Annotated in this window: 19 protein-coding genes and 2 tRNA genes; 3 read left to right on the forward strand and 18 right to left on the reverse strand. The window is 61.2% G+C overall.

The window, feature by feature from the left end; all coding sequences use genetic code 11:
• Window positions 1–91 precede the first annotated feature (91 nt).
• The 3 genes from HJA_RS16815 to HJA_RS16825 all read right to left on the reverse strand — a co-directional run bounded on the left by HJA_RS16815 (window position 92) and on the right by HJA_RS16825 (window position 2584).
• A complete protein-coding gene (locus HJA_RS16815) occupies window positions 92–1096 on the reverse strand; it encodes an amidohydrolase family protein (protein ID WP_035584650.1) in 1005 nt (334 codons plus the stop codon).
• Window positions 1097–1195: 99 nt separating this feature from the next.
• Entirely contained in the window at window positions 1196–2080 is an 885-nt protein-coding gene (locus HJA_RS16820) for a division plane positioning ATPase MipZ (protein WP_051597830.1), read from the reverse strand.
• 48 nt (window positions 2081–2128) lie between these two features.
• Window positions 2129–2584, reverse strand: a complete 456-nt coding sequence (locus HJA_RS16825) for a hypothetical protein (RefSeq protein WP_035584653.1) — start codon at window positions 2582–2584, stop codon at window positions 2129–2131.
• A 100-nt stretch (window positions 2585–2684) separates the two neighbouring features.
• On the opposite strand from HJA_RS16825, the gene panC reads away from it, so the two are divergent.
• A complete protein-coding gene (panC, locus tag HJA_RS16830; RefSeq protein WP_035584745.1) occupies window positions 2685–3530 on the forward strand; it encodes a pantoate--beta-alanine ligase in 846 nt (281 codons plus the stop codon).
• Here panC and hisC read toward each other — a convergent pair.
• The 10 genes from hisC to HJA_RS16880 form a co-directional block, all read right to left on the reverse strand.
• Window positions 3514–4605, reverse strand: coding sequence for a histidinol-phosphate transaminase (hisC, locus tag HJA_RS16835; RefSeq protein WP_035584655.1), 1092 nt, complete (start codon window positions 4603–4605; stop codon window positions 3514–3516). The two genes, panC and hisC, sit on opposite strands and share 17 nt — an antisense overlap.
• 51 nt (window positions 4606–4656) lie before the next feature.
• A complete protein-coding gene (locus HJA_RS16840; protein ID WP_035584658.1) occupies window positions 4657–5682 on the reverse strand; it encodes a LacI family DNA-binding transcriptional regulator in 1026 nt (341 codons plus the stop codon).
• A gap of 156 nt (window positions 5683–5838) precedes the next feature.
• Window positions 5839–6219, reverse strand: coding sequence for a hypothetical protein (locus HJA_RS16845; protein ID WP_035584661.1), 381 nt, complete (start codon window positions 6217–6219; stop codon window positions 5839–5841).
• A 99-nt stretch (window positions 6220–6318) separates the two neighbouring features.
• The gene (locus tag HJA_RS16850; protein ID WP_051597831.1) at window positions 6319–7332 is read right to left on the reverse strand and encodes a DUF3137 domain-containing protein; all 1014 of its coding nucleotides are present in this window, start codon (window positions 7330–7332) and stop codon (window positions 6319–6321) included.
• A gap of 60 nt (window positions 7333–7392) precedes the next feature.
• Entirely contained in the window at window positions 7393–7929 is a 537-nt protein-coding gene (locus tag HJA_RS16855; RefSeq protein WP_035584664.1) for a GNAT family N-acetyltransferase, read from the reverse strand.
• A gap of 21 nt (window positions 7930–7950) precedes the next feature.
• A complete protein-coding gene (locus HJA_RS16860) occupies window positions 7951–8961 on the reverse strand; it encodes an isoaspartyl peptidase/L-asparaginase family protein (protein WP_081814785.1) in 1011 nt (336 codons plus the stop codon).
• Between the two features lie 43 nt (window positions 8962–9004).
• Window positions 9005–11725 (reverse strand): valine--tRNA ligase, encoded by a 2721-nt coding sequence (locus HJA_RS16865; RefSeq protein WP_035584666.1) that lies wholly within the window; start codon window positions 11723–11725, stop codon window positions 9005–9007.
• A gap of 82 nt (window positions 11726–11807) precedes the next feature.
• Window positions 11808–12479 (reverse strand): PopZ family protein, encoded by a 672-nt coding sequence (locus HJA_RS16870; RefSeq protein WP_035584669.1) that lies wholly within the window; start codon window positions 12477–12479, stop codon window positions 11808–11810.
• Window positions 12480–12583: 104 nt separating this feature from the next.
• Window positions 12584–13861 (reverse strand): TolC family outer membrane protein, encoded by a 1278-nt coding sequence (locus HJA_RS16875; protein ID WP_051597832.1) that lies wholly within the window; start codon window positions 13859–13861, stop codon window positions 12584–12586.
• Window positions 13862–13977: 116 nt separating this feature from the next.
• Window positions 13978–14631 carry a protein-L-isoaspartate O-methyltransferase family protein gene (locus HJA_RS16880; RefSeq protein WP_035584672.1) on the reverse strand — a complete coding sequence of 218 codons (654 nt, stop codon included), beginning with the start codon at window positions 14629–14631 and terminating at the stop codon, window positions 13978–13980.
• Between the two features lie 149 nt (window positions 14632–14780).
• Here HJA_RS16880 and HJA_RS16885 point away from each other — a divergent pair.
• Both HJA_RS16885 and HJA_RS16890 read left to right on the forward strand, forming a co-directional pair.
• Window positions 14781–14854 (forward strand) — tRNA-Cys (locus tag HJA_RS16885).
• A gap of 320 nt (window positions 14855–15174) precedes the next feature.
• Window positions 15175–15250 (forward strand) — tRNA-Asn (locus HJA_RS16890).
• A 108-nt stretch (window positions 15251–15358) separates the two neighbouring features.
• Here HJA_RS16890 and HJA_RS16895 read toward each other — a convergent pair.
• From HJA_RS16895 to HJA_RS16915, 5 genes are read right to left on the reverse strand one after another with little or no spacing between them, the layout of a single operon-like run.
• On the reverse strand, window positions 15359–16213 hold the full coding sequence (locus HJA_RS16895) for an enoyl-CoA hydratase-related protein (RefSeq protein WP_035584676.1): 855 nt from the start codon (window positions 16211–16213) through the stop codon (window positions 15359–15361).
• A gap of 14 nt (window positions 16214–16227) precedes the next feature.
• Complete coding sequence (locus HJA_RS16900) at window positions 16228–17205, reverse strand: NAD(P)H-dependent flavin oxidoreductase (RefSeq protein ID WP_035584679.1); 978 nt, start codon at window positions 17203–17205, stop codon at window positions 16228–16230.
• Window positions 17206–17246: 41 nt separating this feature from the next.
• Entirely contained in the window at window positions 17247–18035 is a 789-nt protein-coding gene (locus HJA_RS16905) for a glutathione S-transferase family protein (RefSeq protein ID WP_035584682.1), read from the reverse strand.
• Between the two features lie 11 nt (window positions 18036–18046).
• The gene (locus HJA_RS16910) at window positions 18047–19255 is read right to left on the reverse strand and encodes an acyl-CoA dehydrogenase family protein (protein ID WP_035584685.1); all 1209 of its coding nucleotides are present in this window, start codon (window positions 19253–19255) and stop codon (window positions 18047–18049) included.
• Window positions 19256–19267: 12 nt separating this feature from the next.
• On the reverse strand, window positions 19268–20188 hold the full coding sequence (locus tag HJA_RS16915; protein WP_035584688.1) for an oxygenase MpaB family protein: 921 nt from the start codon (window positions 20186–20188) through the stop codon (window positions 19268–19270).
• Window positions 20189–20210 lie beyond the last annotated feature (22 nt).

Genomic DNA, 20210 nt, shown 5'->3' on the forward strand with positions numbered 1-20210 from the left:
AAGCGCAAGCGCAGGGCATCGAAGGATGACTGATCAAGAACGGATCTCCCAACACCGGATGGCCACCGCCACTCCGGCCGCTTGTGCTGGTTCAGGCCTCGACCGAATACACTTTCCGCGCCGTGCCCGCGAACATCGCCGCTTTCGCGTCCTCCGGATACTTCGCCGCGATCTTCTTCATCGCATTCCAGTAGACGACATAGTTCATCGACCAGCGATCAACCGGGAAATTGCTCTCGAACATGCAGCGCTCCGGGCCGAAGCATTTGATCATGTGATCATACCAGCGCTCATGCTGTTCCACGACCTCATCCGATGTCGGAGGAACATCCCGCGTGTCCCAGCCGAAGCCATTGTCGGGCATGGCGAGGCCGCCGATCTTGGCATAGACGTTCGGGCATTCGGCAATCGCCGCCATGTCGTCCTTCCAGGCTTCGAAGATCTCGTCGCGCTTGCCTTCATAGGGCCCCACCCCAATCGGCGTGCCGAAATGATCGAGAATCATCACCGTGTCCGGGCAGGCTTTGGCGAGATCCAGATAGTCCCGGTTCTGGTGGTGATAATGCCAGGTATCATAGGTCAGGCCGCGCGACCCGAGATGCTGCACCCCGCGCCGGAAGTCTTCTTCGGCATAGAGACGCGGCGGCGCATGGCCCGGAATACGCAGCGTCGCCCCGCTCGCATCGCGGGACCCGGCATGGCGGATGCCGCGGAACAGGCCGTTCGACGCCTCGACATGGCCATCGAGAACCTCGTCCAACTGCACCAGCGGCAAGCGCAAATCCGCATGCGCCACCAGCGCTGCAATATAAGGCCCGCCCTTCGCTTTCATCTCGGCCGCAGATTCCGTCACGAAAACCGTCTCGCCAATCGGCTTCAGATAATCCGGCCCATCCTTCCGGTAGGCCGCCCCACACTCCATGAAGACCGTCTGGACCACATTGTGGCCGCTGGTCAGGTCCGCCAGCAGGTCCGGCACCTGATAGCCCATCTCCTCACTCGGCCAGAGATGGTGGTGCGGATCGACAATCTCACGCTCGGGCTCAAGGACATCTTCCCGAACCTGCCAGACCCAATCGGTATTATTGAAAACCATATGCCGTCCTCCCTTGTTCTTTTGGGAGGCAGAGTGACGCCGAAAAACAAAGAAGGCCAGCGCTCAGCTGGCCTCACCTCGCGTCAGTTGGCTGGCGGATCAGAAGGTGATTTCCGCGCCGGTCAGCTCCGGCAGCTGCAGGATGATGATCAGGTCGCGCATCTCCTGACGGGCCGCGACATGGCTCATCGTGAAGGAGACGTTGGAGCCCTTCTCCGTCAGGTCCAGCAGTGTCAGGCCGGCCGGGAACAGTTCGCGGTAGATCACCCGCTCGGACAGGCCCGGCGCAAGGCGGAAGCCGATCCGCTTGGAGAGGTTGTCGAGTGCTTCGCCGACGCGCTCCTTGTTCCGCGCCGCCAGCGGCGACATCCGGTTGCGCATCACGATCCAGTCGATCGGACGGCGCGAGGTCTGCGCCTTCTTCTTCCGGCAGGACCAGACCATTTCGGAATAGAAGCTCGGCCGGATCACTTCCAGCGTCTGCGGGTTCACATCGCCCAGCAGGTCAAAGTCCACAAAACTGTCGTTCAGCGGCGTGATCAGCGTATCGGCATGCATGTGCGCCGACCGGGACAGGAAGGTGTCACCGCCAGGCGAGTCGATGATGATGAAGTCGCAGCTCTTCTTCAGGCGCTGCAGGCTGGAGACGAGCCGGTTGGTCTCTTCCGCTTCCGCGCGGTCGAGATCACGCTCGGTAGACGCATCCACGCGCACAATTTCCGGCATCGGCAGGCGCGCACCAGTGGACTGCATCCAGCGGAGGCGGTTTTCGAGATAACGGGTCAGCGAGCGCTGGCGGACATCCAAGTCGATCACGCCGACCGACTTGCCCATCCGCATCAACGAGACGCAAAGGTGCATGGAAACCGTCGACTTGCCGGCCCCGCCCTTCTCGTTGCCAACGACAATGACGCGGGCATCCTTCTGGGGGACCGACAGGTCCGGGCCACCCACGAGTGCGGTAGGCGCGAATCCATCAGGCATGTCAGAAAGCTCCAGGTTCAGTCAGTCAGTTCAGTCAGGCGAAAAGGCTCAGGCGACGCGCGGCATGTCGTGCGAGGCATCCCAGGCCGGACGGCTGGAAGGCATCTCGTCGAACAGGTCGTCATCCTCGGCCAGAATACCGAATTGCGCCGGCATCGGCTCGCCATCGAACAGCACATCGTCCGACATGATCGGACCGAACGCAGCTTTGGCCGGCAGTTCTTCTGTCTGCGGGGCGTGCATGGCGATCTGCGTCAGCAGGGAGCGCAGGCCGGAGAGGGCTCCGGAGACGCGGGCCGTTTCGCGGGCATACAGCGTTGCCGATTCCGTGACGGGATTGCCATCGCGGTCGAACATCCATTCGTCGATGTCCATCTCCGGATTGAGGTGCCGCATCCGCGGCTCCGGAGCGCCCTCGCCGGGCAGACGCGACTCGCTGGCGGACATGCGGAACGCTGCCGTCAGCACGAAGGATTTCAGGGAAGAAAGGATGCGCTGTGTCATGGCTTTAAAATTCCTCCGAACAGGTTAACAACGCGTTTACACAATCCGGAGCCGGGACGAATTGAAAGTGAATTCGAAGACAGGTGACCTTACCCCCACCGTGAGGACAAGAACCGAGCTGTTACAACAGGTTGCGGCCTGGAAGCGGGCGGGTGAACGGGTCGGTTTTGTCCCCACAATGGGGGCGCTGCATGGCGGACATTTGTCCCTCATTGAAAAGGCAAAGGAAAATGCGACACGAATCGTCGCGAGCATTTTTGTAAATCCGACTCAGTTCGCACCGGGCGAGGATTTCGACACCTATCCGCGAGACGAAGACGCCGATCTGGCAAAGCTCGCCTCGGTCGGATGCGATCTCGCCTACCTGCCAACAGTTGGGGAAATGTATCCGGACGGGTCGGTTACCAATGTGCGGGTCGAGGAGATGTCCGACCTGCTGGATGGAATCTTCCGGCCGCATTTCTTCTATGGCGTGGCCACAGTGGTCGCCCGCCTGTTCCTGCACGTTCAGCCGGACGTCGCGGTATTCGGCGAGAAGGATTACCAGCAGCTGCAGATTATCCGGCGGATGGTGCGCGACCTGGGCTTCCCCATTGAAATCATTGGCGCTTCGACGGCGCGGGATGCCGATGGCCTCGCCCAGTCATCCCGGAACCTCTATCTGAAGCCGGAAGAACGCCGGAACGCTGGCGCCATGCAGGCGGCACTTCACCGCGCCTCCATCAGGCTGGCAACCGGCGAATCGCCTTCTGTCGCGCTGGAAGAAGCGCGCGACCTGCTGGCCCGCTCCGGCTTTGGGAAAATTGACTATGTCTCGCTGGTCGACCCGGCGACCCTGCAGGACCTGCCGGATACGCCCCTGACCGCCGGTACGGTTGCCCGTCTGCTCGGCGCAGCCTGGATGGGGCGCACCCGCCTGATCGATAATATCAGCGTGACGCGGTGAAGGTTTCCAGCAGGCTGAGCACGGTCTCATTGTCCTCAGCCGACCCGATTGAAATACGCAGCCGGCTTGGCATGCCGTAACCGCCAACCGCCCTGACCAGAACATTGTTCTGCTTCAGGAATTCATTGGCGGCCGCAGCGCGTTCCGCAGACCCGAAATCGGGAATGACGAAATTGGCATGCGCCTCAGGTGTGGGAAGCCCCATGGCATTCAGCCGTTCGATACAGATCGCCCGCCATTTGGTGTTGTGCGCGCGGCTCTGCTCGATGAACCCGGTATCCCCGATGCTGGCGATTCCGGCAGCGACAGCAAAAGCGTTGATATTGAACGGCGGCCGGATGCGCTGGAACGTCTGCGCAATCTCAGCCGGGAAATATCCCCAGCCGAGCCGCAGCGCCGCCAGGCCATAGATCTTCGAGAAGGTCCGGATCATCACCGTATTGTCCCTGCGGTCGACCAGATCCCGGATGGCAGCCTCGTATTCTTCGCCGACATATTCGGCATAAGCCCCGTCAATCACGAACAGGACGTGCGGTGGCAGCGCATCCTGCAGACGCGCCAGTTCCGCAACATCCAGCATCGTGCCGGTCGGATTGTTGGGGTTTGCCAGGAACAGGATCCGCGTCCGTTCCGTCACGCCGCCGAGAAGCGCATTGAAGCCCGCCGTGAAATCCGTTTCCGGAACCGTCACCGGGGTCGCACCGTGGCCAAGGGCAGAAACCTGATACATGGAGAACGCATGCTCTGTGAACAGAACTTCGTCGCCGGGGCCTGCATAGGCCTGGGTCAGCAGGTGGATGATTTCGTCTGAACCAGCAGAGACAGCCACGCGCGAAACATCGGCAATCCCCTTCGCCGCAGCGATGGCGCTGCGGAGGGCGCCATAATCGGGGTCAGGGTAAACGTGCACCTGACGAGCCACTTCCTGCATGGCCTCAATCGCCTTCGGGCTTGGGCCGAACGGGTTTTCGTTGGACGCCAGCATCACGATACGGCCTTCCGTCCCATGCAGCTTGCCGCCGGGAACATAGGGCTTGGTCTTTTCGATGTGCGGGAGAGGTCGGATGCGGGTCATGCAGGCGCCTTACAATAGGTGTGCAGGCCTGAAAACAGGAATTGCGTCAGATCACGCGTGCGGCGGCGCGGTCGAATCCCGCACCACCAGCTGGTAGTCCAGCAATTCCCGGTGCGGCGTGTCACTCGGCGCGGCAATCTCTTCCAGCAAGAGCCCGACCGCCTCGGAGGCCTGTTCCCGGCTTGGCTGGTAAATCGTCGTCAGCGAGGGACTGATCGTTGCGGCCAGAGGCGTATCGTCGAAGCCGGCGACAGACAGCTCCTGCGGGATCTGAATACGCCGGCGGTAACACGCGGCGATGACACCGGCTGCCATGTCGTCATTGGAGGCAAAAATGGCTGTCGGTCTTTGCGGCAAGTCCAGCAACTGGTCTGCCGCCGCGAGGCCGGAGTCGAAGGTGAAATTACCCTCGGCGACCAGATCCGGGTCGAACGGAATGCCGGCCTGATCCAGCGCATCCTTGTAGCCATCAAGGCGCAGGCCTGCCTGGTGATGCGCAGCCGCGCCGCGGATAAAGCCAATCCGCCGATGCCCAAGGCCGATCAGGTATTGCGCCATTTCTCGCGCTGCAGCGCGGTCATCGATCGCAACATCACGGCCCGGCTCCGCCGACGCCGATGGCGCAATCCGGACGAAAGGCACACCATGCTCGCGCAGTTCCCGTATCAGGTCCGGATCGTCGGACAGCGGCGGGGTCAGGATTGCGCCTGCCATCCGACTTTTGGACCGCAGGGCCAGTACGCCGCCCGAACCGGCAGAGCAATCCTCCGTAATCAGGCTGTACCCCTCTGTCTGGCACCGCTGCAACGCACCCAGATGCACCTCGCCGATATAGTTGCGGGACGGGTTCGCATGGAGCAGGCAGATGATGCGGCTCTGCTGCGTACGCAGGTTCCGCGCATTGTGATTGGCACGATAGTTCAGCGTCGAGACTGCGCGCATGACGCGGTCGCGGGTCTGTTCGCGCACATTTCGTTCTCCGTTCAGCACGCGGCTGACGGTTTTGAAGGAAACGCCCGCCTCCCGGGCCACATCAATGATCGTTGCTGGCCGGGCGCCAGCCTGTCTGCGGGGCATGTTCTACTGATGACAATTCTGATTTCGGTCAGTCATCAGGAATAAGCATGAACGCCCTTGCATCCAATGGACATTTGTCTGTCAGGGTAGCGGAAATCGCCTGTCGCGCGAAGATCCGGCAACTACCGGACAGCGATCCCGCATATCGGAGGCAAATCAGTCGGCGGTCGCGCAGGTCTGATTATAAGCGTCGAAGTCAGCGTTCAGGGCCGTTACAGCCTCCTGAAGTCCCAGTTCCATGCGCAGCAAGTCCGCTTTAGCCGTCTCATAGTCCGCCTTGGCAGCATCTGCGGTCGCGGCATGGGCTTTCGAAAGATTGCGCATGACTTCCACATCATCCCAGGCTTCACCCTTGGTTTCGACGATTTCGGCCTGCGCATCGCGGGCGTCTTTCAGCTTCACGATTTCTTCCTGCTTCGGCTTGAAGGTCGCAGACATGGCCTGACACCGCGCAAGATCCCGTGCTGATGACGCAGCATCTGCAGCAGCAACAGGGGCAGCGAGCGCAAGGATGGCGGCAATCAGCAGTCGGTTCATGGATCGTCCTTTCTCACCAGTTGCCCGGACTATGACCTTTGTCATCTGAAGCCTTACTGAACGTTACTGCCCTGAAATTGCCCAACTTGCTGGCCGGGCTCAGACCTGCGGCCCCTCCTGCAGGCTCCTGCGGCGCCGGTTTGCGTTGGTCACATCGATGATGTGGAACACGGCAGCAAAGTCCTCCAGCAGCTCCCTGAGCCGGTTGGGGCTGTCGAGCGGGGTGAACATGCTGCCCGGCTCGAAAAGGTTGCCGCCCTGCAGCGTGATGTACATCTCACCGCCATAGAAACAGCATTTCAGCTTCCCGCCATGGAAAGCCTTCTCCAAATTCACGAGTTGCTGCATCAGGTCAGGCGTCAGCAGATAACGCGACTCGACCTGATCGGTTGTATAGACCTCAAAGATCTTCTCGAATTCCGGGTCCTCCAGTGAGGCCCGCGTCATGCCCTTGCCACCTCCAAACCGGTTGAAGAAACCGGCGTCACGGGTCACGAGCGTGCGTCCGTAGAATGTCTTGTCGAAATGAAAGCGCAGACACTGGCCCTGAAAGACGGTGACCCAGCGCGTTGTCGTCCGGCCCTTTGAATCGGTGGAGGTGTGCTTTTCCTCCAGATGCGCTTCAAACAGTTCGAACTCGACCGTGTCGCGCTTGCCGGTCAGCCGGTCTTCATAACTCGCACGATCCCAACCGGGCACAATGCCGACCTTCTTGTGCTCGTAGATCGACGGAACCTCACCCGGCTCAGCCTCGAAAGTCAGTCCCAGCTCACGCACGACAGGCTGGACCAATAGCTCCTTGGCCTCCTTGCCGAACTTTTTGAGATCCTGGCCGCCCCAGGTCACGAGGCCAAAGCCGACAATCACGCCAATGAATGGGCCGAACACGGACTTGAACCCGATAAATCCGACCAGCGCGATCATGAGCCCAAGACCGATGCCGATATAGCGGAACTTGCGTGCCTTGCTGACAGCTTGCTCCCGGTCGTGCTCGCGCGCCTGCAGGGCTGGCTGGATTTCGTTCTGGTAGACGCTGGCAAAACCGGCGAATTCGTCCCGTAATCCGTCCATCGCCTCGAGGATGGCCGGATCGATCTCTGGCTTGTCTGTCATAAATATGTCCCGCAATTACAAGGCGCACTTAAAACCGGTTCGCCCGTATCGCCAAGGCGCTCAGAGTGTCAGTTTCAAAAGGTATTCAAGGTCCCGGTGCCGGCCCACGGGAAACAGGAATTCCGCAACCTTCTCCCAGCCAAGGCGGTCATATAGGCGCTGGGCACCGAGATTTCCGGAATAGACACTGAGATACATTTCCGGCGAACCGCGGCTGCGCGCCCAAACGAGCGCCTCATCAATGAAGCGCGATCCGATCCCCTGCCCCTGCAGTCCATCGTCGACATAAACCCGCTTCAGCTCCACGGCACCCGGCTGAGGGTCCGGTGCAGGCAGGCTGAGCGGACTGCAAAGCAGGTACGCCTTCAGAGCCCCATCATCCGTTTCACAGACGCGGACCAACACGTCCGGATCTGCCAGCCAGGCCTTGTAGACTTCCGGGCTGTGCGACTCGTCCAGAAACGCCGCGAGGTCTTCCGGATTGTAGAGGTGGCCAAACTTGTCCGTGAACGTCTTGCGCGCCAGCGCCGTCAGCGCGTCGGCATCCTCCGCAACAGCATCGCGGAAAGTGAGGCTTTGCAATGTATCAGACTCCATGGTTACGCCCTGGCTCCCGCTCTACTCGCCGTCTTCCGTTTCATCGCCATAGATCGCCGTCCACGAGACATCTGCATCGATCCAGCCGCGATACATGCCTTCGCTGTTGAAGACGAAATCGACATCGCCGTTGCCGTCGATCAGGACAACGCCGCCGTCGCCGCCAAGTGTGGCAACCTCGTCCAGCGCCACCTGCGCGGCTTCGCCGACGCTTTGCCCGGCAAGCTTCACCCGGTCGCAAATCGTCTTGGCCACACCGACGCGGATAAAGTATTCGCCATGCCCTGTCGCGGAGACGCCACAGACGCCGTTCTCGGCATAGGTCGCCGCGCCGATCAGAGGCGAGTCACCAACGCGACCGGCGGTCTTCGCGGTCATGCCGCCGGTTGTTGTGGCAGCAGCGATATTTCCGTCCGCGTCTATGGCCACAGCGCCGACCGTGCCGTGCTTGTCAGCTGCCGTACGGGACATTGTTTCCAGAACGCGCTCCAGCGATTTGCGGCGGCGCTCCGTATCGAAATAGGTATTCGGGACCGTTTCCAGGCCCTGCGCTTCGGCAAAGGCATCCGCGCCGGGCCCGGCGAACATGACATGTTCGGATTTGTCCATGACGGCCCGCGCCGCGAGGATCGGGTTTTTCACGATGGTGACGCCAGCCACCGCGCCTGCATTGCGCGTGCTGCCTTCCATGATGGAGGCGTCCAGTTCGTGCGTACCAGCCGCCGTGAAGACGGCGCCCTTGCCCGCATTGAAGATTTCGTTGTTCTCCATCGGCATAACAGCGGCCTGCACGGCGTCCAGCGCGCTGCCGCCATTGCGCAGCACGTCTGCGCCTGCCTCAAGTGCTTCCTGAAGACCAGCCCTGTAGAGGGCTTCCTGCTCCGGCGTCATGGAGCCGCGTGTGATCACGCCCGCCCCGCCATGGATGGCAAGGCGCCACTGCGGCGCTTCCGGCGGCTCAGCACTCACAGGCGAAACCTGGCAACCCGCGAGAAAGATCGCGGCTGCCGCGAGAAGCGGCCGAAAAATCATGGGAAAGCCTCCTGTCCATCAGACAGCAGGTTGGACCTGAAGGTCAGAGACCTTCAAGCCCCTTTCGTGCCGCAATTAGTTTTTCGAGCCGCGCCCGCCACTCTACGAGGCGTTGGCGGTTCTCTTCCACGATTTCTTCCGGCGCGCGGGCCACGAAGTTCTCGTTGGAAAGCTTCTTCTCGGTTGCCGCAATATCCTTCTCAATCTGCGCAATCTCTTTGTTGATGCGCTTGCGGGCAGCTTCAACATCAACGATGTCTGCGATCACGAGTGCGGCCAGAGTTTCGCCGAAGACAAAGGAAATCGCTCCTTTTGGCGCGGTATCCAGAAAAGCAATGTCCTCAAGTCGAGAAAGGCGCTTCAAAATATCTTCATGCCGCATCGCGCGCGTTTCGATCTCATTGCCTGAATGAATCAACGCCAAAGGCACCCGCGTACCTGCAGGAATGTCGAGATCATTTCGCAAGCTTCGGATCTCCGTGATCATTCCGATGACCCAGTCGACTTCTTCCGTTGCCGCTTCGTCGTGGAAGCCCGTGAAGACCGGCCAGTCCTGCCCCATCAGGAAGCCCTTGTCCTGAACGCGGCCCGGCGCGCGGCGGTCCCAGAGTTCTTCCGTCACGAACGGCATGAACGGGTGCAGCAGTTTCAGCGTTTCGTCGAGGACATAGCCACACACCATCCGCGTTTCGGATTTGGCAGCATCATCCATCCCGCCCAGCAGCGGCTTGATGAGTTCCAGATACCAGTCACAGAACGTGTTCCACACGAAGCGATAGATAGCGCCCGCGCCATCATCGAAACGGTAGTCTTCAATGCCCTTGGTCACATCGGCGATGCACTGGCTGAGCTCGCCGAGGATCCAGCGGTTTACCGGGCTCTCGATCTGGTCAAAGTCGATCTCACCGGGCGCGCCGCACTCATTCATCTCGGCGAAACGCGCGGCATTCCAGAGCTTGGTCGCAAAGTTCCGGTTGCCTTCGACCGCCTGCTTGGAGAGGCGGATGTTCCGTCCCTGCCCGGCCATGCGGCCCATGGTGAAGCGCAGCGCGTCGGCGCCGTATTCATGAATCAGTTCCAGCGGGTCCATGACGTTCCCTTTGGACTTCGACATCTTCTGGCCCTTTTCGTCGAGGACGAGGGCGTGGATGTAGACGTCCTTGAACGGAACCTCGCCCATGAATTCGAGGCTCATCATCATCATCCGGGCAACCCAGAAGAAGATGATGTCGAAAGCGGTGACGAGCGTCGCAGTCGGGAAGAAGGTTTTCAGATCGTCCGTCTGATCCGGCCAGCCCTGTGTCGAGAACGGCCAGAGCGCAGAGGAGAACCAGGTGTCGAGGACGTCTTCTTCCTGCTTCAGCTCAACGCCCGCACCTGCCATGGCTTGCGCCTCCTCAGCGGAGGCGGCGACGAAGATTTCACCTTCTTCGGAATACCAAGCCGGAATCCGGTGGCCCCACCAGAGTTGGCGGGAGACGCACCAGGGCTGGATGTTTTCCATCCAGTTGTAATAGGTCTTCTCCCAATTCTCCGGCACAAATTGCGTCTTGCCATCACGCACGGCAGCAATGGCCGGCTGGGCCAGCGTCTTGGCGTCGACATACCACTGGTCGGTCATCCACGGCTCGATGACGACGTTCGACCGGTCGCCGAAAGGCTGCTCGATCTTGAGGCTCTCGATCTCCTGAAGCAGGCCGGCCGCCTCGAAATCCTCGACAACCTTCTTGCGCGCATCGAACCGGTCGAGCCCGCGATAGGCTTCCGGAATGCCAGCAGCGTCGGCCTCTGCGCCGTCCACGATGGCAGCGACAGCTGTCAGGATATTCAGCGGCGTATGCCCCGCGCGCTTTCCGACTTCGAAGTCGTTGAAGTCATGCGCAGGCGTGATCTTCACAGCGCCGGAGCCCTTTTCCGGGTTTGCATATTCGTCGGCGATGATCGGCACACGGCGGCCGACGATCGGCAGCTCAACGAATTTGCCGACGAGGCCGGCATAGCGCTCATCATCCGGGTGCACGGCGACGCCGGTATCGCCCAGCATCGTCTCCGGGCGCGATGTGGCGACAACGATATAGTCGCGCGTCTCTGTGCCCGTGACGTTGCCGTCTTCGTCCTTGACCTGGTGCTCATAGGTCACGCCATCAGCCAGCGGATAGCGCAGGTGCCAGTAATGGCCGTTCACTTCGCGCTGGTCGACTTCGAGGTCAGAGATTGCGGTCTGGAAGTGCGGATCCCAGTTCACAAGGCGCTTGTCGCGATAGATCAGGCCCTTGTTGTAGAGGTCGACGAACACTTTGGTGACAGCCTTCGACAGACCTTCATCCATGGTGAAGCGTTCACGGCTCCAGTCGCAGGAGGCGCCGAGGCGTTTCAGCTGGTTCACGATGGCGCCGCCGGATTCGGCTTTCCACGCCCAGACACGGTCGACAAAGGCCTCGCGGCCCATCTCGCGGCGGCTGACATTGCCTTCCTGGGCCAGCTGGCGCTCTACCACCATCTGTGTCGCGATACCGGCATGGTCCGTGCCCGGCTGCCAGAGGACGTTCTTGCCGCGCATGCGCTCAAAACGGATCAGTACATCCTGAAGCGTGTTGTTCAGGGCGTGCCCCATGTGCAGGACACCGGTCACATTCGGCGGCGGAATTACGATGGAATAGGCCTGAGCAGACGTGTCACCGGAGGGTTTGAAGCAGCCTTTGGTTTCCCACGCCTCGTACAGGCGGGGTTCGGCTTCAGCGGGGTCAAATCTTTGGTCGAGCATCGTTTCGGGCGTATTCCAGATAAAAAGAAAAGGCGCGCCGGTGGCGGCGCGCCCTTCCCTATAAACAATTTGGCGGGAGAGGCTAGCGCGCCATGCGGGAGATCCGCTCTACCTCTGCTTCAACTTTCTGCTCAACGATGGAGGCAAGGTTGGCATCCAGCCACTCCTTGATCATCGGACGCAGCAGTTCGCGGACCAGACCTTCAAGCGTGTTGTCGGTGCCAAGGTCCATCTTCGAGATCAGCTTGCCGAGCGCGCCAGCGGCAGCGTTTGCCGTCGATTCGTCGGTCAGAGAGGCGTTGTCATAGGCTGGTGAGGCGGACATGGGTTTCTCCACTGGCGCAGGGGCTGGCGCCGGTTTGGGCTGGGCTGGTGCGGGCGCTGCAGCGACGGGCTCAGGAACAGGCTGCGGGGCCGGTTCCGGCTCGGCTTCAGCTGCACGGGAAGCGCTCAGCAGGGATTCAAAGCTCTGGGCCGGTTCCGGGGCAGCTTCCGGCGGCTCTTCGGCAGAAAAGTCCTCAATTTCAAACGATTCCATCTCGAATTCTTCGGCGGCTTCGGGTTCCGTAGCCTCTTCACGGATGTCGTCGTCGAACATCACCTCTTCGAGGCTGACATCGTCTTCCTCGTCATTGGCAATTTCAGGTTCCGGTTCAGGGGCAGAGGCCGGCGCCGCTGCATCGTCAGAGATTATTTTACGGATCGACGCGAGGATCTCCTCCATCGTCGGTTCCTTGTGTGCTTCGTTGGCCATCAGAGCCCCCTGATATGCTTCAGCGTCATCGATTCTGTTTACGATCGCTAAGGCGATTGGGTTAACAAAGGGCTGACAATGTTAACCCCTTTCGGGACGGGTAGCTATGGTTGCGTCAGCTGGCCAGTGGCCCGGAGCAGCTGGTGCGCGGCGACATAAGCGTCCCGTTCTGCCTGAACCAATGCCAGCCGCGCCTCGAACAATTGCTGTTCCTGATTGAGCACGTCCAGCGTTGTACGGACGCCGACGGCCAGCTCTTCCTTGGCGCCGTCATAAGCGATTTCAGCGGCATCCACCTGACGCTTGGAGGCTTCGATGGCCCGCAGGGTCGCGTCATAGCCATACCAGGCCGAGGCCACCTGAGCCCGGATCGAACGATCCAGAGCGTCGATCTGGCGGCGGGCCTGGTCGCGGCGCAGGCGGGCTGCCTTGGTCTGGCTCTTTACCAGTCCACCTGTGACGATGGGGATCGAGCCCTGCACGACACCGGACACGGAGGACTGCTGCACATTCCGCGTTTCGAAGGTGGAGTACTGGGTCTGCGCCGTACCAACGAGGTTCACCGTCGGGCGGGACTGAGCCTTGGCGGCTTCGATCGCCTCCATGGCAGCGCGTTCGGAATGGCGGGCTGCAATCATGTCCGGATTGGCATCGAGGCCGAGCCGGGTCGCCTCTTCCAGCGACTCGGGCAACGGCGGCACGGGCGGCGGCGGCGCCAGATCACCCGGCACCAGACCGGTCAGGAAGGAATAGTTCGCAAGGCTCGTCTCGAGTGCGGCTTCAGCCCCGGCGAGCGAAGCGCGGGCGCCTTCAAAGTTCGCATGCGCCAGAGACACATCCGTACGGGTGACAACGCCGACTTCGAAGCGGTCTTCCGCAGCGCGGACCTGCTCATTCGAGACATCGACATTGTTCTGGCGAATCGAGACCGTTTCACGGTCGCGGCGTACATCCATGTAAGCGGTGATGACCTGCAGGATCAGGTCCTGCTGAGCGGCCTCATACTGTGCGTCTGCCGCGCTGATGCCGGCCTTGGCCTGACGGATGCCTGCCGAGATACGGCCACCGGTATAGATCGGCTTCGTCGCCTGCACCTGTGAGGAGAACGCACCGGAATTGCCGTTGCTCACGCTGAAGGGCGAGTTGGTGTCGGTATACTGGTAACCGGCCGAGCCGCCGACCGTGACCGCTGTGCGGCCACCGGCACGCGCCTGTTCCAGCGTCTCGCGGGCGATGTCCGATTCGACCCGCTGCGATTCCAGCTGCGGATTGGAGAGGATGGCCGACGATACCGCATCCCCCAATGTCTCGGCCGACGCAGCGCCGGTCACCAGCAGGCCGGCCAGCGCGCTGCCCGCAAGGATACGAAACTTCAGGGTCATGGGAGGCTCCTCGGATGCCGTAATTACAATTACACGCCTTTATACAGGCTTAGCGGCCACAGAGAACAGTGTTCACTTTTCCGGGGAGTTAACGCTGACGCGGCCAGTCCGGAAAATCAGAAAACAAATGCCTTTTTGCGGTCGAACTGCGCGAATTTTGGCGGGAAAGCATCGAAGGCATAGCGCGACGACACGGTTTCACCCGCCTTTGTATAGACGCGTCCGCGGCCCACACGATCCGGCTCGAACTGCACAAGCGCAAGACGGCCGCCCTCGGCAAGCTGGTCCTTCCAGGCTTGCGGCACCGTTTCGACCATGCCGCAGACATAGATCACATCGAACGGCCCCTGATCCGCCAGGCCGTCTTCCAGCTTGCCTTCCACAGCCACAGCCCGGTCAAAGCCCAGCGAAGCGAACCGGTCCGACATGGCATCGACCAGTTCCGTGCTTTCTTCGAGCGCAATGACCGTTTCCGCCAGATGGCTGATCAGCGCCGTCTCGTAGCCCGCACCAGCGCCGATCACCAGAACGATGTCGGTCGGCTTGATCGCAGCGGCCTTGAGCAGCTTTGCCGTGTCACGCGGTGTCCACAGGGCGCGGCCCTCGGACGTTTCGATCTCCAGTTCGGAATAAGCGACCGGCTTGCGGGTTGCCGGGACGAAGGCCTCGCGCGGCGTGTTCAGGAATGCGTGGACGACTTCCGGATCCGACACGTCATTCGGGCGGATCTGGCTGTCGACCATGATTTCACGGGCAGCTTCGAAGTTCATGGGCTCTCGCCTTTCGGGGTGCGTATGTTCCTCTGGGGAGCCCTTTATCATGCAGCTTCATACATGCAATCGGCGATAAACGCGCACAGGCATGAAAACGGCAGATTGCACGCCGGCCGGAACGTTGCTAGGAGGCCTGCTTCCGGCATGGCCCTGTGGCGGAGTGGTGACGCAGCGGATTGCAAATCCGTGTACGCCGGTTCGATTCCGGCCGGGGCCTCCAGACCTTCCCAGGAATGACGATCCCCCTGTATTCATGCGGTTTTTCCGCAGGCCGCCCTGTGCCTTCCGGGAAAATTTCAATTCTTGCCAGAGAAATTCGACTTTTCGGCAAGCCGTTTAGGTCGTGTTAACCAATTCCGCAGATTGTTAACCCTGTCTTCTCTTGGAGACACCCACCATCACCCAACGCCTCGGCGGGAGACATGTCTCCCGCCTTTTTTTTGTGCGTTTTTCTGCTGCGATCTGAAAGAATTGTGTGGTTCGCAGCATCAGAGGGCTTGAACCGGTGGAGCGGTCTGGTAATAGCCCCTCTCCGGCTGTTCCGCGATAGCTCAGTTGGTAGAGCAGGCGACTGTTAATCGCCCGGTCGTAGGTTCGAGTCCTACTCGCGGAGCCACCTCTTCCCCACATCCCTTATCGAACACTTCCGGGCGCCCAGACACCGTGAAGAAGACCATGAATACACCGTATAAACACCGTGAATAGCGGTCCCCTCCGGGGCGTATTACCACCAGGGATAGCCTTCAGGCATGTCGGAGGAGACCTTGCCGGGGAAAGCCGGCGGACGTTTTTCGAGGAAAGCAGTCACCCCCTCCTTCACATCCGGAGATGAACCGAGGCTGAGGGCGAACTGGCCATCGACCTTCAACAGGCCGAACGGGTCGGCTGCCGGTCCGAATCGCCAGAGCAGCTGGCGCACGAGGGCGACAGAGACCGGCGCCGTGTTCTGCGCGATCTCGGCAACGATGCGCTTGGCGGCGGGCAACAGTTCCTCTGGCGGGTGAATCTCGCTGATGAGGCCGCCTTCCAGCGCCTCCTCGGCACTGAACACCCGCCCCGTCATGCACCAGCGGAGCGCCTGAGGCAGGCCGACCAGCTGTGGCAGGAACCAGGCGCTGCCCGCTTCGGGCGGCAAGCCGCGCTGAGAGAAGACGAATCCGAACTTTGCTTTGTCTGAGGCAATCTTGAAGTCGGTCGGCAGCATCATCGTAATGCCAACCCCGACGGCCGCGCCGTTAAATGCGGCGATCAGCGGTTTCTGGCAGGCATACATCGCACCGATGAAGCCCGCCCCGTCCCGGCTCTTGCCAGGTTCGGTCGTACCGAAATTCTTGGCGCCGGTTCCGCTCTTCGTGTCGAAGGCATCCGCGCCATCGGAAATGTCTGCGCCTGCGCAGAAATGCCGGCCCGCGCCCGTGATGATGATGCCGCGAACGTCATCATCTGCATCACAGGCGCGGATTGCGTCGGCGAGTTCCCGGCCAAGCTGGTTCGTGAACGCGTTCAGCTTGTCCGGGCGGTTGAGGGTAATGATGGCCGCAGGGCCATCCTTTTCAAGAAGTACCTGCTCGTAAGCCATCTGACCCTCCCCGCTTATTTGATCATCGACTCGAGACGACCTTTGATGATCTTCTCGGCGTCTGCGACGATCCGGTCGATCAGCTCCTCGACGGTCGGAATGTCATGGATCAGGCCCTGAATCATGCCGGCCGACCAGATGCCGCCATCCGTGTCGCCTTCCGCCATTGCCTTGCGGCCACGAACACCGGCGACAAGGTGCTGGACGTCCTCGAACTTCGCCCCGCCCTTGCGCTCGATCGCGACCACTTCGTCGGAGACCGCGTTCTTCATCACACGGGCCGTATTGTGCAGCGTGCGGAAGATGAGGTTCGTGGCGCGTTCGTCATTCTCGACCATCTGGCGCTTGAAGGCCTCGTTGATCGGCGCCTCTTTCGTGACGCAGAAACGCGTGCCCATATTGATGCCGTCAGCGCCGAGGGCGAGGGCCGCCGCGAGGCCGCGTCCATCGCCGAAGCCACCGGAAGCAAGCATTGGTACTTTCACCTTGTCGGCGGCTGCCGGGATCAGGATCAGGCCCGGAATATCGTCTTCGCCCGGGTGGCCTGCACATTCGAAGCCGTCGATGGAGATGGCGTCCGCGCCCATCCGCTCAGCCGACAGCGCATGCCGCACGGCGGTGCATTTGTGGATGATCTTGATACCGTGCTGTTTGAAGTGATCGATATGTTCCTGCGGCTTGTAGCCGGCGGTTTCGACAATCTTCACGCCGCCCTGGATAATGGCGTCACGGTATTCCGCATAAGGCGGCGGCTTGATGGCCGGCAGGATGGTCAGGTTCACGCCGAACGGCTTGTCCGTCATTTCCTTGGTGCGCGCGATTTCCTTCGCCAGGTCTTCCGGCGTCGGCTGCGTCAGCGCCGTCAGGAAGCCGAGGCCGCCTGCGTTTGCGACTGGCGCGACCATTTCGGCATAGCCGACCCATTGCATGCCGCCCTGCGCGATCGGATGCTCGATCCCGAACTCCTCGGTGAAGCGTGTCTTGATGGCCATTGTGTTCCTCCTTGAGCCGCGTCAGGCGGCCTTGTTGATGTTCAGTTGTCCCAGTGGTCCGTAAAACGGATCGTGTTACGCTCGATCCCGTCGCGGACGATTTCCATGCCACCGGAGCGGATCATCCATTCAAGCCGGTGGTCGCGGTAGTGGCGGCGGAAAATGCCGGCTTCGACCGCAGCGCTGACTGCCTGCATTCCGGCGATCGAGGCGCGGGCCTGCTCGGCCGCCTCACGCACGCTGTCGCGCGCATTCACACGGACAAGCCATGTTTCAAGCGCAGAGCCTTTTTCCGGCGTATAGCCGAACCCGGAAATGCCGTTGAGATAAGGCGCAACGCTGAGGTCGCCCCAGCCGAATGCGTCTCCGCTGAACCAGTCCGCCTCACCCAGCTGGCCGGATAGCCAGTCCATGAAGGCCGCGATCTGGCGCGCCGCATTCTTTTCGATCTTTGCCCGGGTCGGCTCGTCGCCGCGCTTGAAATGATGCAGCTCACCAAGGCCCCAGCTGGTCGCTTCGAAATGGGTGTCCATCACGTCTTCAATGATCCGGCATTTCGCGCGCGCGGCCGGATCGGCGGGAAAGAGCGAAGGCTCTGGCCATTTATCCTCGATGTATTCGAGGATGATGGTGGAATCGAACAGGGAGACGTCCCCGTCGATCAATGCCGGCACTTCCCGGCGCGGCGCAGCCTCTGCAAACGCACCGCCTGTGGACCCGGCGCCGATGCCCTCTGGCATCGCCACTTCGAACGGCACGCCCTTTTCGCGCAGGGCGATCTTCACCTTCTGGGCATAGGGGGAGAGCGGATGTTCGTAGAGCGTGATCATCTTGTCGGGTCCTAAAGGCGCAGCTGCCCCTTGGCGAGAATGTTGCGCTGGATCTCGTTGGAACCGGCATAGATCGAGCCTGCCCGGTCGTTGAAATACTTCGCGGAAGAGGTCACGGCACTTTCGGGTCCCACCAGAGGCGCATTCGACGGCGGCGCCGTCGTCACCGGTCCACCGGGGCTGGTATGGTGCGGCTGGAACGGCTGGACGTAGAGCCCGGCCAGTTCGATGGCGAGTTCGGTGATGTGCTGGCTGAGTTCGGTGCCGCGGATCTTCATCATCGAGCCTTTGAGACCCGGCGTGCCGCCCCCGGCCAGTTCCGCCATGAGCTGCATCTCTGCTGCTTCGAGCGCGGTGGCGTCCGCTTCGGCGAGACTGATCTTGCGGGCGAAGTCCGGTGTCAGCAGGTCCTGCTCCGCTGCGTGACGCCGCAACGCTTCCAGCCGCGCGATCAGACGCGGCCCGTAGGCATGACCGCCCCGCTCGAATTCGAGCAGGTATTTCGCGACCGTCCAGCCATGATTGACTTCGCCTACGACATTTTTCTTTGGTACACGGACATCCGTGAAGAAAAGCGAGTTCTGGATATGCTCGCCAGACGTCATGACGATCGGATCGACCCGCACACCGGGTGAGTTCATGTCAATCAGGATAAAGGTGATGCCCTGCTGCAGCTTGCCAGAGGAATCCGTCCGCACAAGGCAGAAGCACATGTTGGCAACATGGCCATGCGTGGTCCAGATTTTCTGACCGTTGCAAATGAAGTCGTCGCCATCCTCAACCGCCGACATGGTGAGGGCGGCGAGATCAGAACCGGCATGCGGTTCGGAATAGCCCTGGCACCAGAAATCCTCCCCCGACAGGATGCGTGGCAGATAGTAGTCCTTCTGCGCTTTCGAGCCATGCCCGATCAGCGCCGGGCCGCACATGCCGATGCCCATGGGCGACAGTGGCGGCGCGCCCGCCCGCGCCATTTCCACGTCGAAAATGTAGTGCTGCGCGAGGCTCCAGTCGCAACCGCAATATTCGACCGGCCAGGATGGTGCCGCCCACCCCTGATCGACAAGGATCTTCTGCCAGGCGAGGCCGATCTCCTTTTCCGCATACACACTGGTCATGCGCGCAGCGTAGCGGCGAAGGTCTTCCGTCAGATTGTCCGCGAGAAAGTCGCGCACTTCTTCGCGGAAGGCTTCCTCATCGGGCTTGAAGGCCAGGTCCATGTATCTGAGATCCTATTCGGCTGGAACCGACGCCCGGACGGCGGCGGCGTTTTGCAGGAGGCGGACACGCTCGGCGTCACTTTTCCAGAGGAACGACCGCGGCAGGCCGAGGCGTTCGCTGGCATGCGCGGCGGGTGAAGACGGGTCTGGAAAGCGCTCGGCGGCTTTGGCCATCAGCTTCACCGTCATCTCGCCCTTCCAGTGCAGGTCGTATTCGGAACCGAGTTCCAGCCGTTCACGGACGACTGGTGGCAGGATCGCCACGGCGGCATGCACAAGCGCGCTCTGCAGGCCTTTGGGGACGCCCGGCGCCGCGCGGCCGGAGCACATGATGTCCAGGAATTCGGTATTGATCGGATGCGGCTCGAAGCGTGGCAACAGTTTCTGCATCATCGCGTCGAAGTCTTCCAGCGAACGGATAGGGTTCTGGACCCCATAGAGCCGCGCGACCGGAACGCCTTCCTCGAAAAAGCGTTTCTTGTCGGCCTCCGAGACCGGTTTCACGAAGCGGTCATAGGCCGTGAGGAAACCAAAGCTGGCCGTTGCACTGACCCAGTCGAGCAGTTCCACATCCAGCGCCTTGTACGGCTCGCCGGATGGCGTCTGCCCCTCGACGCGGGCGTGCATATTGGTGACACCCTGAATGACGCGGCGGGCGGCGCTCTGCGGTCCGTACACGCCGACCATCGCGGCGACGCCGGTGCGCTTCGACCGGCCGATCGGATCGGTCTTGAAAACGGAGTGATCCCACACGCCAGACCGGATGCGCGCATCCGCAAATTCCAACAGCACGGCCGCCACACCGCCGATGGCGAGCGCGACCGGGTTCTTGAAGACCTGCCAGGAAACGGAATCCGGCCCGGCAAATGCCGGTTCACCGGGGGCATTAAGGTAATCCACCTTCCAGCCGAGATAGGATCTGATCTCTGACATTGCTCTTTCCGCCTTACGTTTC

This window comes from Hyphomonas jannaschiana VP2 (genome assembly GCF_000685215.1).
GTDB lineage: Bacteria > Pseudomonadota > Alphaproteobacteria > Caulobacterales > Hyphomonadaceae > Hyphomonas > Hyphomonas jannaschiana.

What these genes read in the sequence shown, in the direction of transcription:
- HJA_RS16815 (WP_035584650.1), bottom strand. Translation starts at nt 1,096, where the DNA reads ATGGTTTTCAATAATACCGATTGGGTCTGGCAGGTTCGGGAAGATGTC.
- HJA_RS16820 (WP_051597830.1), bottom strand. Translation starts at nt 2,080, where the DNA reads ATGCCTGATGGATTCGCGCCTACCGCACTCGTGGGTGGCCCGGACCTG.
- HJA_RS16825 (WP_035584653.1), bottom strand. Translation starts at nt 2,584, where the DNA reads ATGACACAGCGCATCCTTTCTTCCCTGAAATCCTTCGTGCTGACGGCA.
- hisC (WP_035584655.1), bottom strand. Translation starts at nt 4,605, where the DNA reads ATGACCCGCATCCGACCTCTCCCGCACATCGAAAAGACCAAGCCCTAT.
- HJA_RS16840 (WP_035584658.1), bottom strand. Translation starts at nt 5,682, where the DNA reads ATGCCCCGCAGACAGGCTGGCGCCCGGCCAGCAACGATCATTGATGTG.
- HJA_RS16845 (WP_035584661.1), bottom strand. Translation starts at nt 6,219, where the DNA reads ATGAACCGACTGCTGATTGCCGCCATCCTTGCGCTCGCTGCCCCTGTT.
- HJA_RS16850 (WP_051597831.1), bottom strand. Translation starts at nt 7,332, where the DNA reads ATGACAGACAAGCCAGAGATCGATCCGGCCATCCTCGAGGCGATGGAC.
- HJA_RS16855 (WP_035584664.1), bottom strand. Translation starts at nt 7,929, where the DNA reads ATGGAGTCTGATACATTGCAAAGCCTCACTTTCCGCGATGCTGTTGCG.
- HJA_RS16860 (WP_081814785.1), bottom strand. Translation starts at nt 8,961, where the DNA reads ATGATTTTTCGGCCGCTTCTCGCGGCAGCCGCGATCTTTCTCGCGGGT.
- HJA_RS16865 (WP_035584666.1), bottom strand. Translation starts at nt 11,725, where the DNA reads ATGCTCGACCAAAGATTTGACCCCGCTGAAGCCGAACCCCGCCTGTAC.
- HJA_RS16870 (WP_035584669.1), bottom strand. Translation starts at nt 12,479, where the DNA reads ATGGCCAACGAAGCACACAAGGAACCGACGATGGAGGAGATCCTCGCG.
- HJA_RS16875 (WP_051597832.1), bottom strand. Translation starts at nt 13,861, where the DNA reads ATGACCCTGAAGTTTCGTATCCTTGCGGGCAGCGCGCTGGCCGGCCTG.
- HJA_RS16880 (WP_035584672.1), bottom strand. Translation starts at nt 14,631, where the DNA reads ATGAACTTCGAAGCTGCCCGTGAAATCATGGTCGACAGCCAGATCCGC.
- HJA_RS16895 (WP_035584676.1), bottom strand. Translation starts at nt 16,213, where the DNA reads ATGGCTTACGAGCAGGTACTTCTTGAAAAGGATGGCCCTGCGGCCATC.
- HJA_RS16900 (WP_035584679.1), bottom strand. Translation starts at nt 17,205, where the DNA reads ATGGCCATCAAGACACGCTTCACCGAGGAGTTCGGGATCGAGCATCCG.
- HJA_RS16905 (WP_035584682.1), bottom strand. Translation starts at nt 18,035, where the DNA reads ATGATCACGCTCTACGAACATCCGCTCTCCCCCTATGCCCAGAAGGTG.
- HJA_RS16910 (WP_035584685.1), bottom strand. Translation starts at nt 19,255, where the DNA reads ATGGACCTGGCCTTCAAGCCCGATGAGGAAGCCTTCCGCGAAGAAGTG.
- HJA_RS16915 (WP_035584688.1), bottom strand. Translation starts at nt 20,188, where the DNA reads ATGTCAGAGATCAGATCCTATCTCGGCTGGAAGGTGGATTACCTTAAT.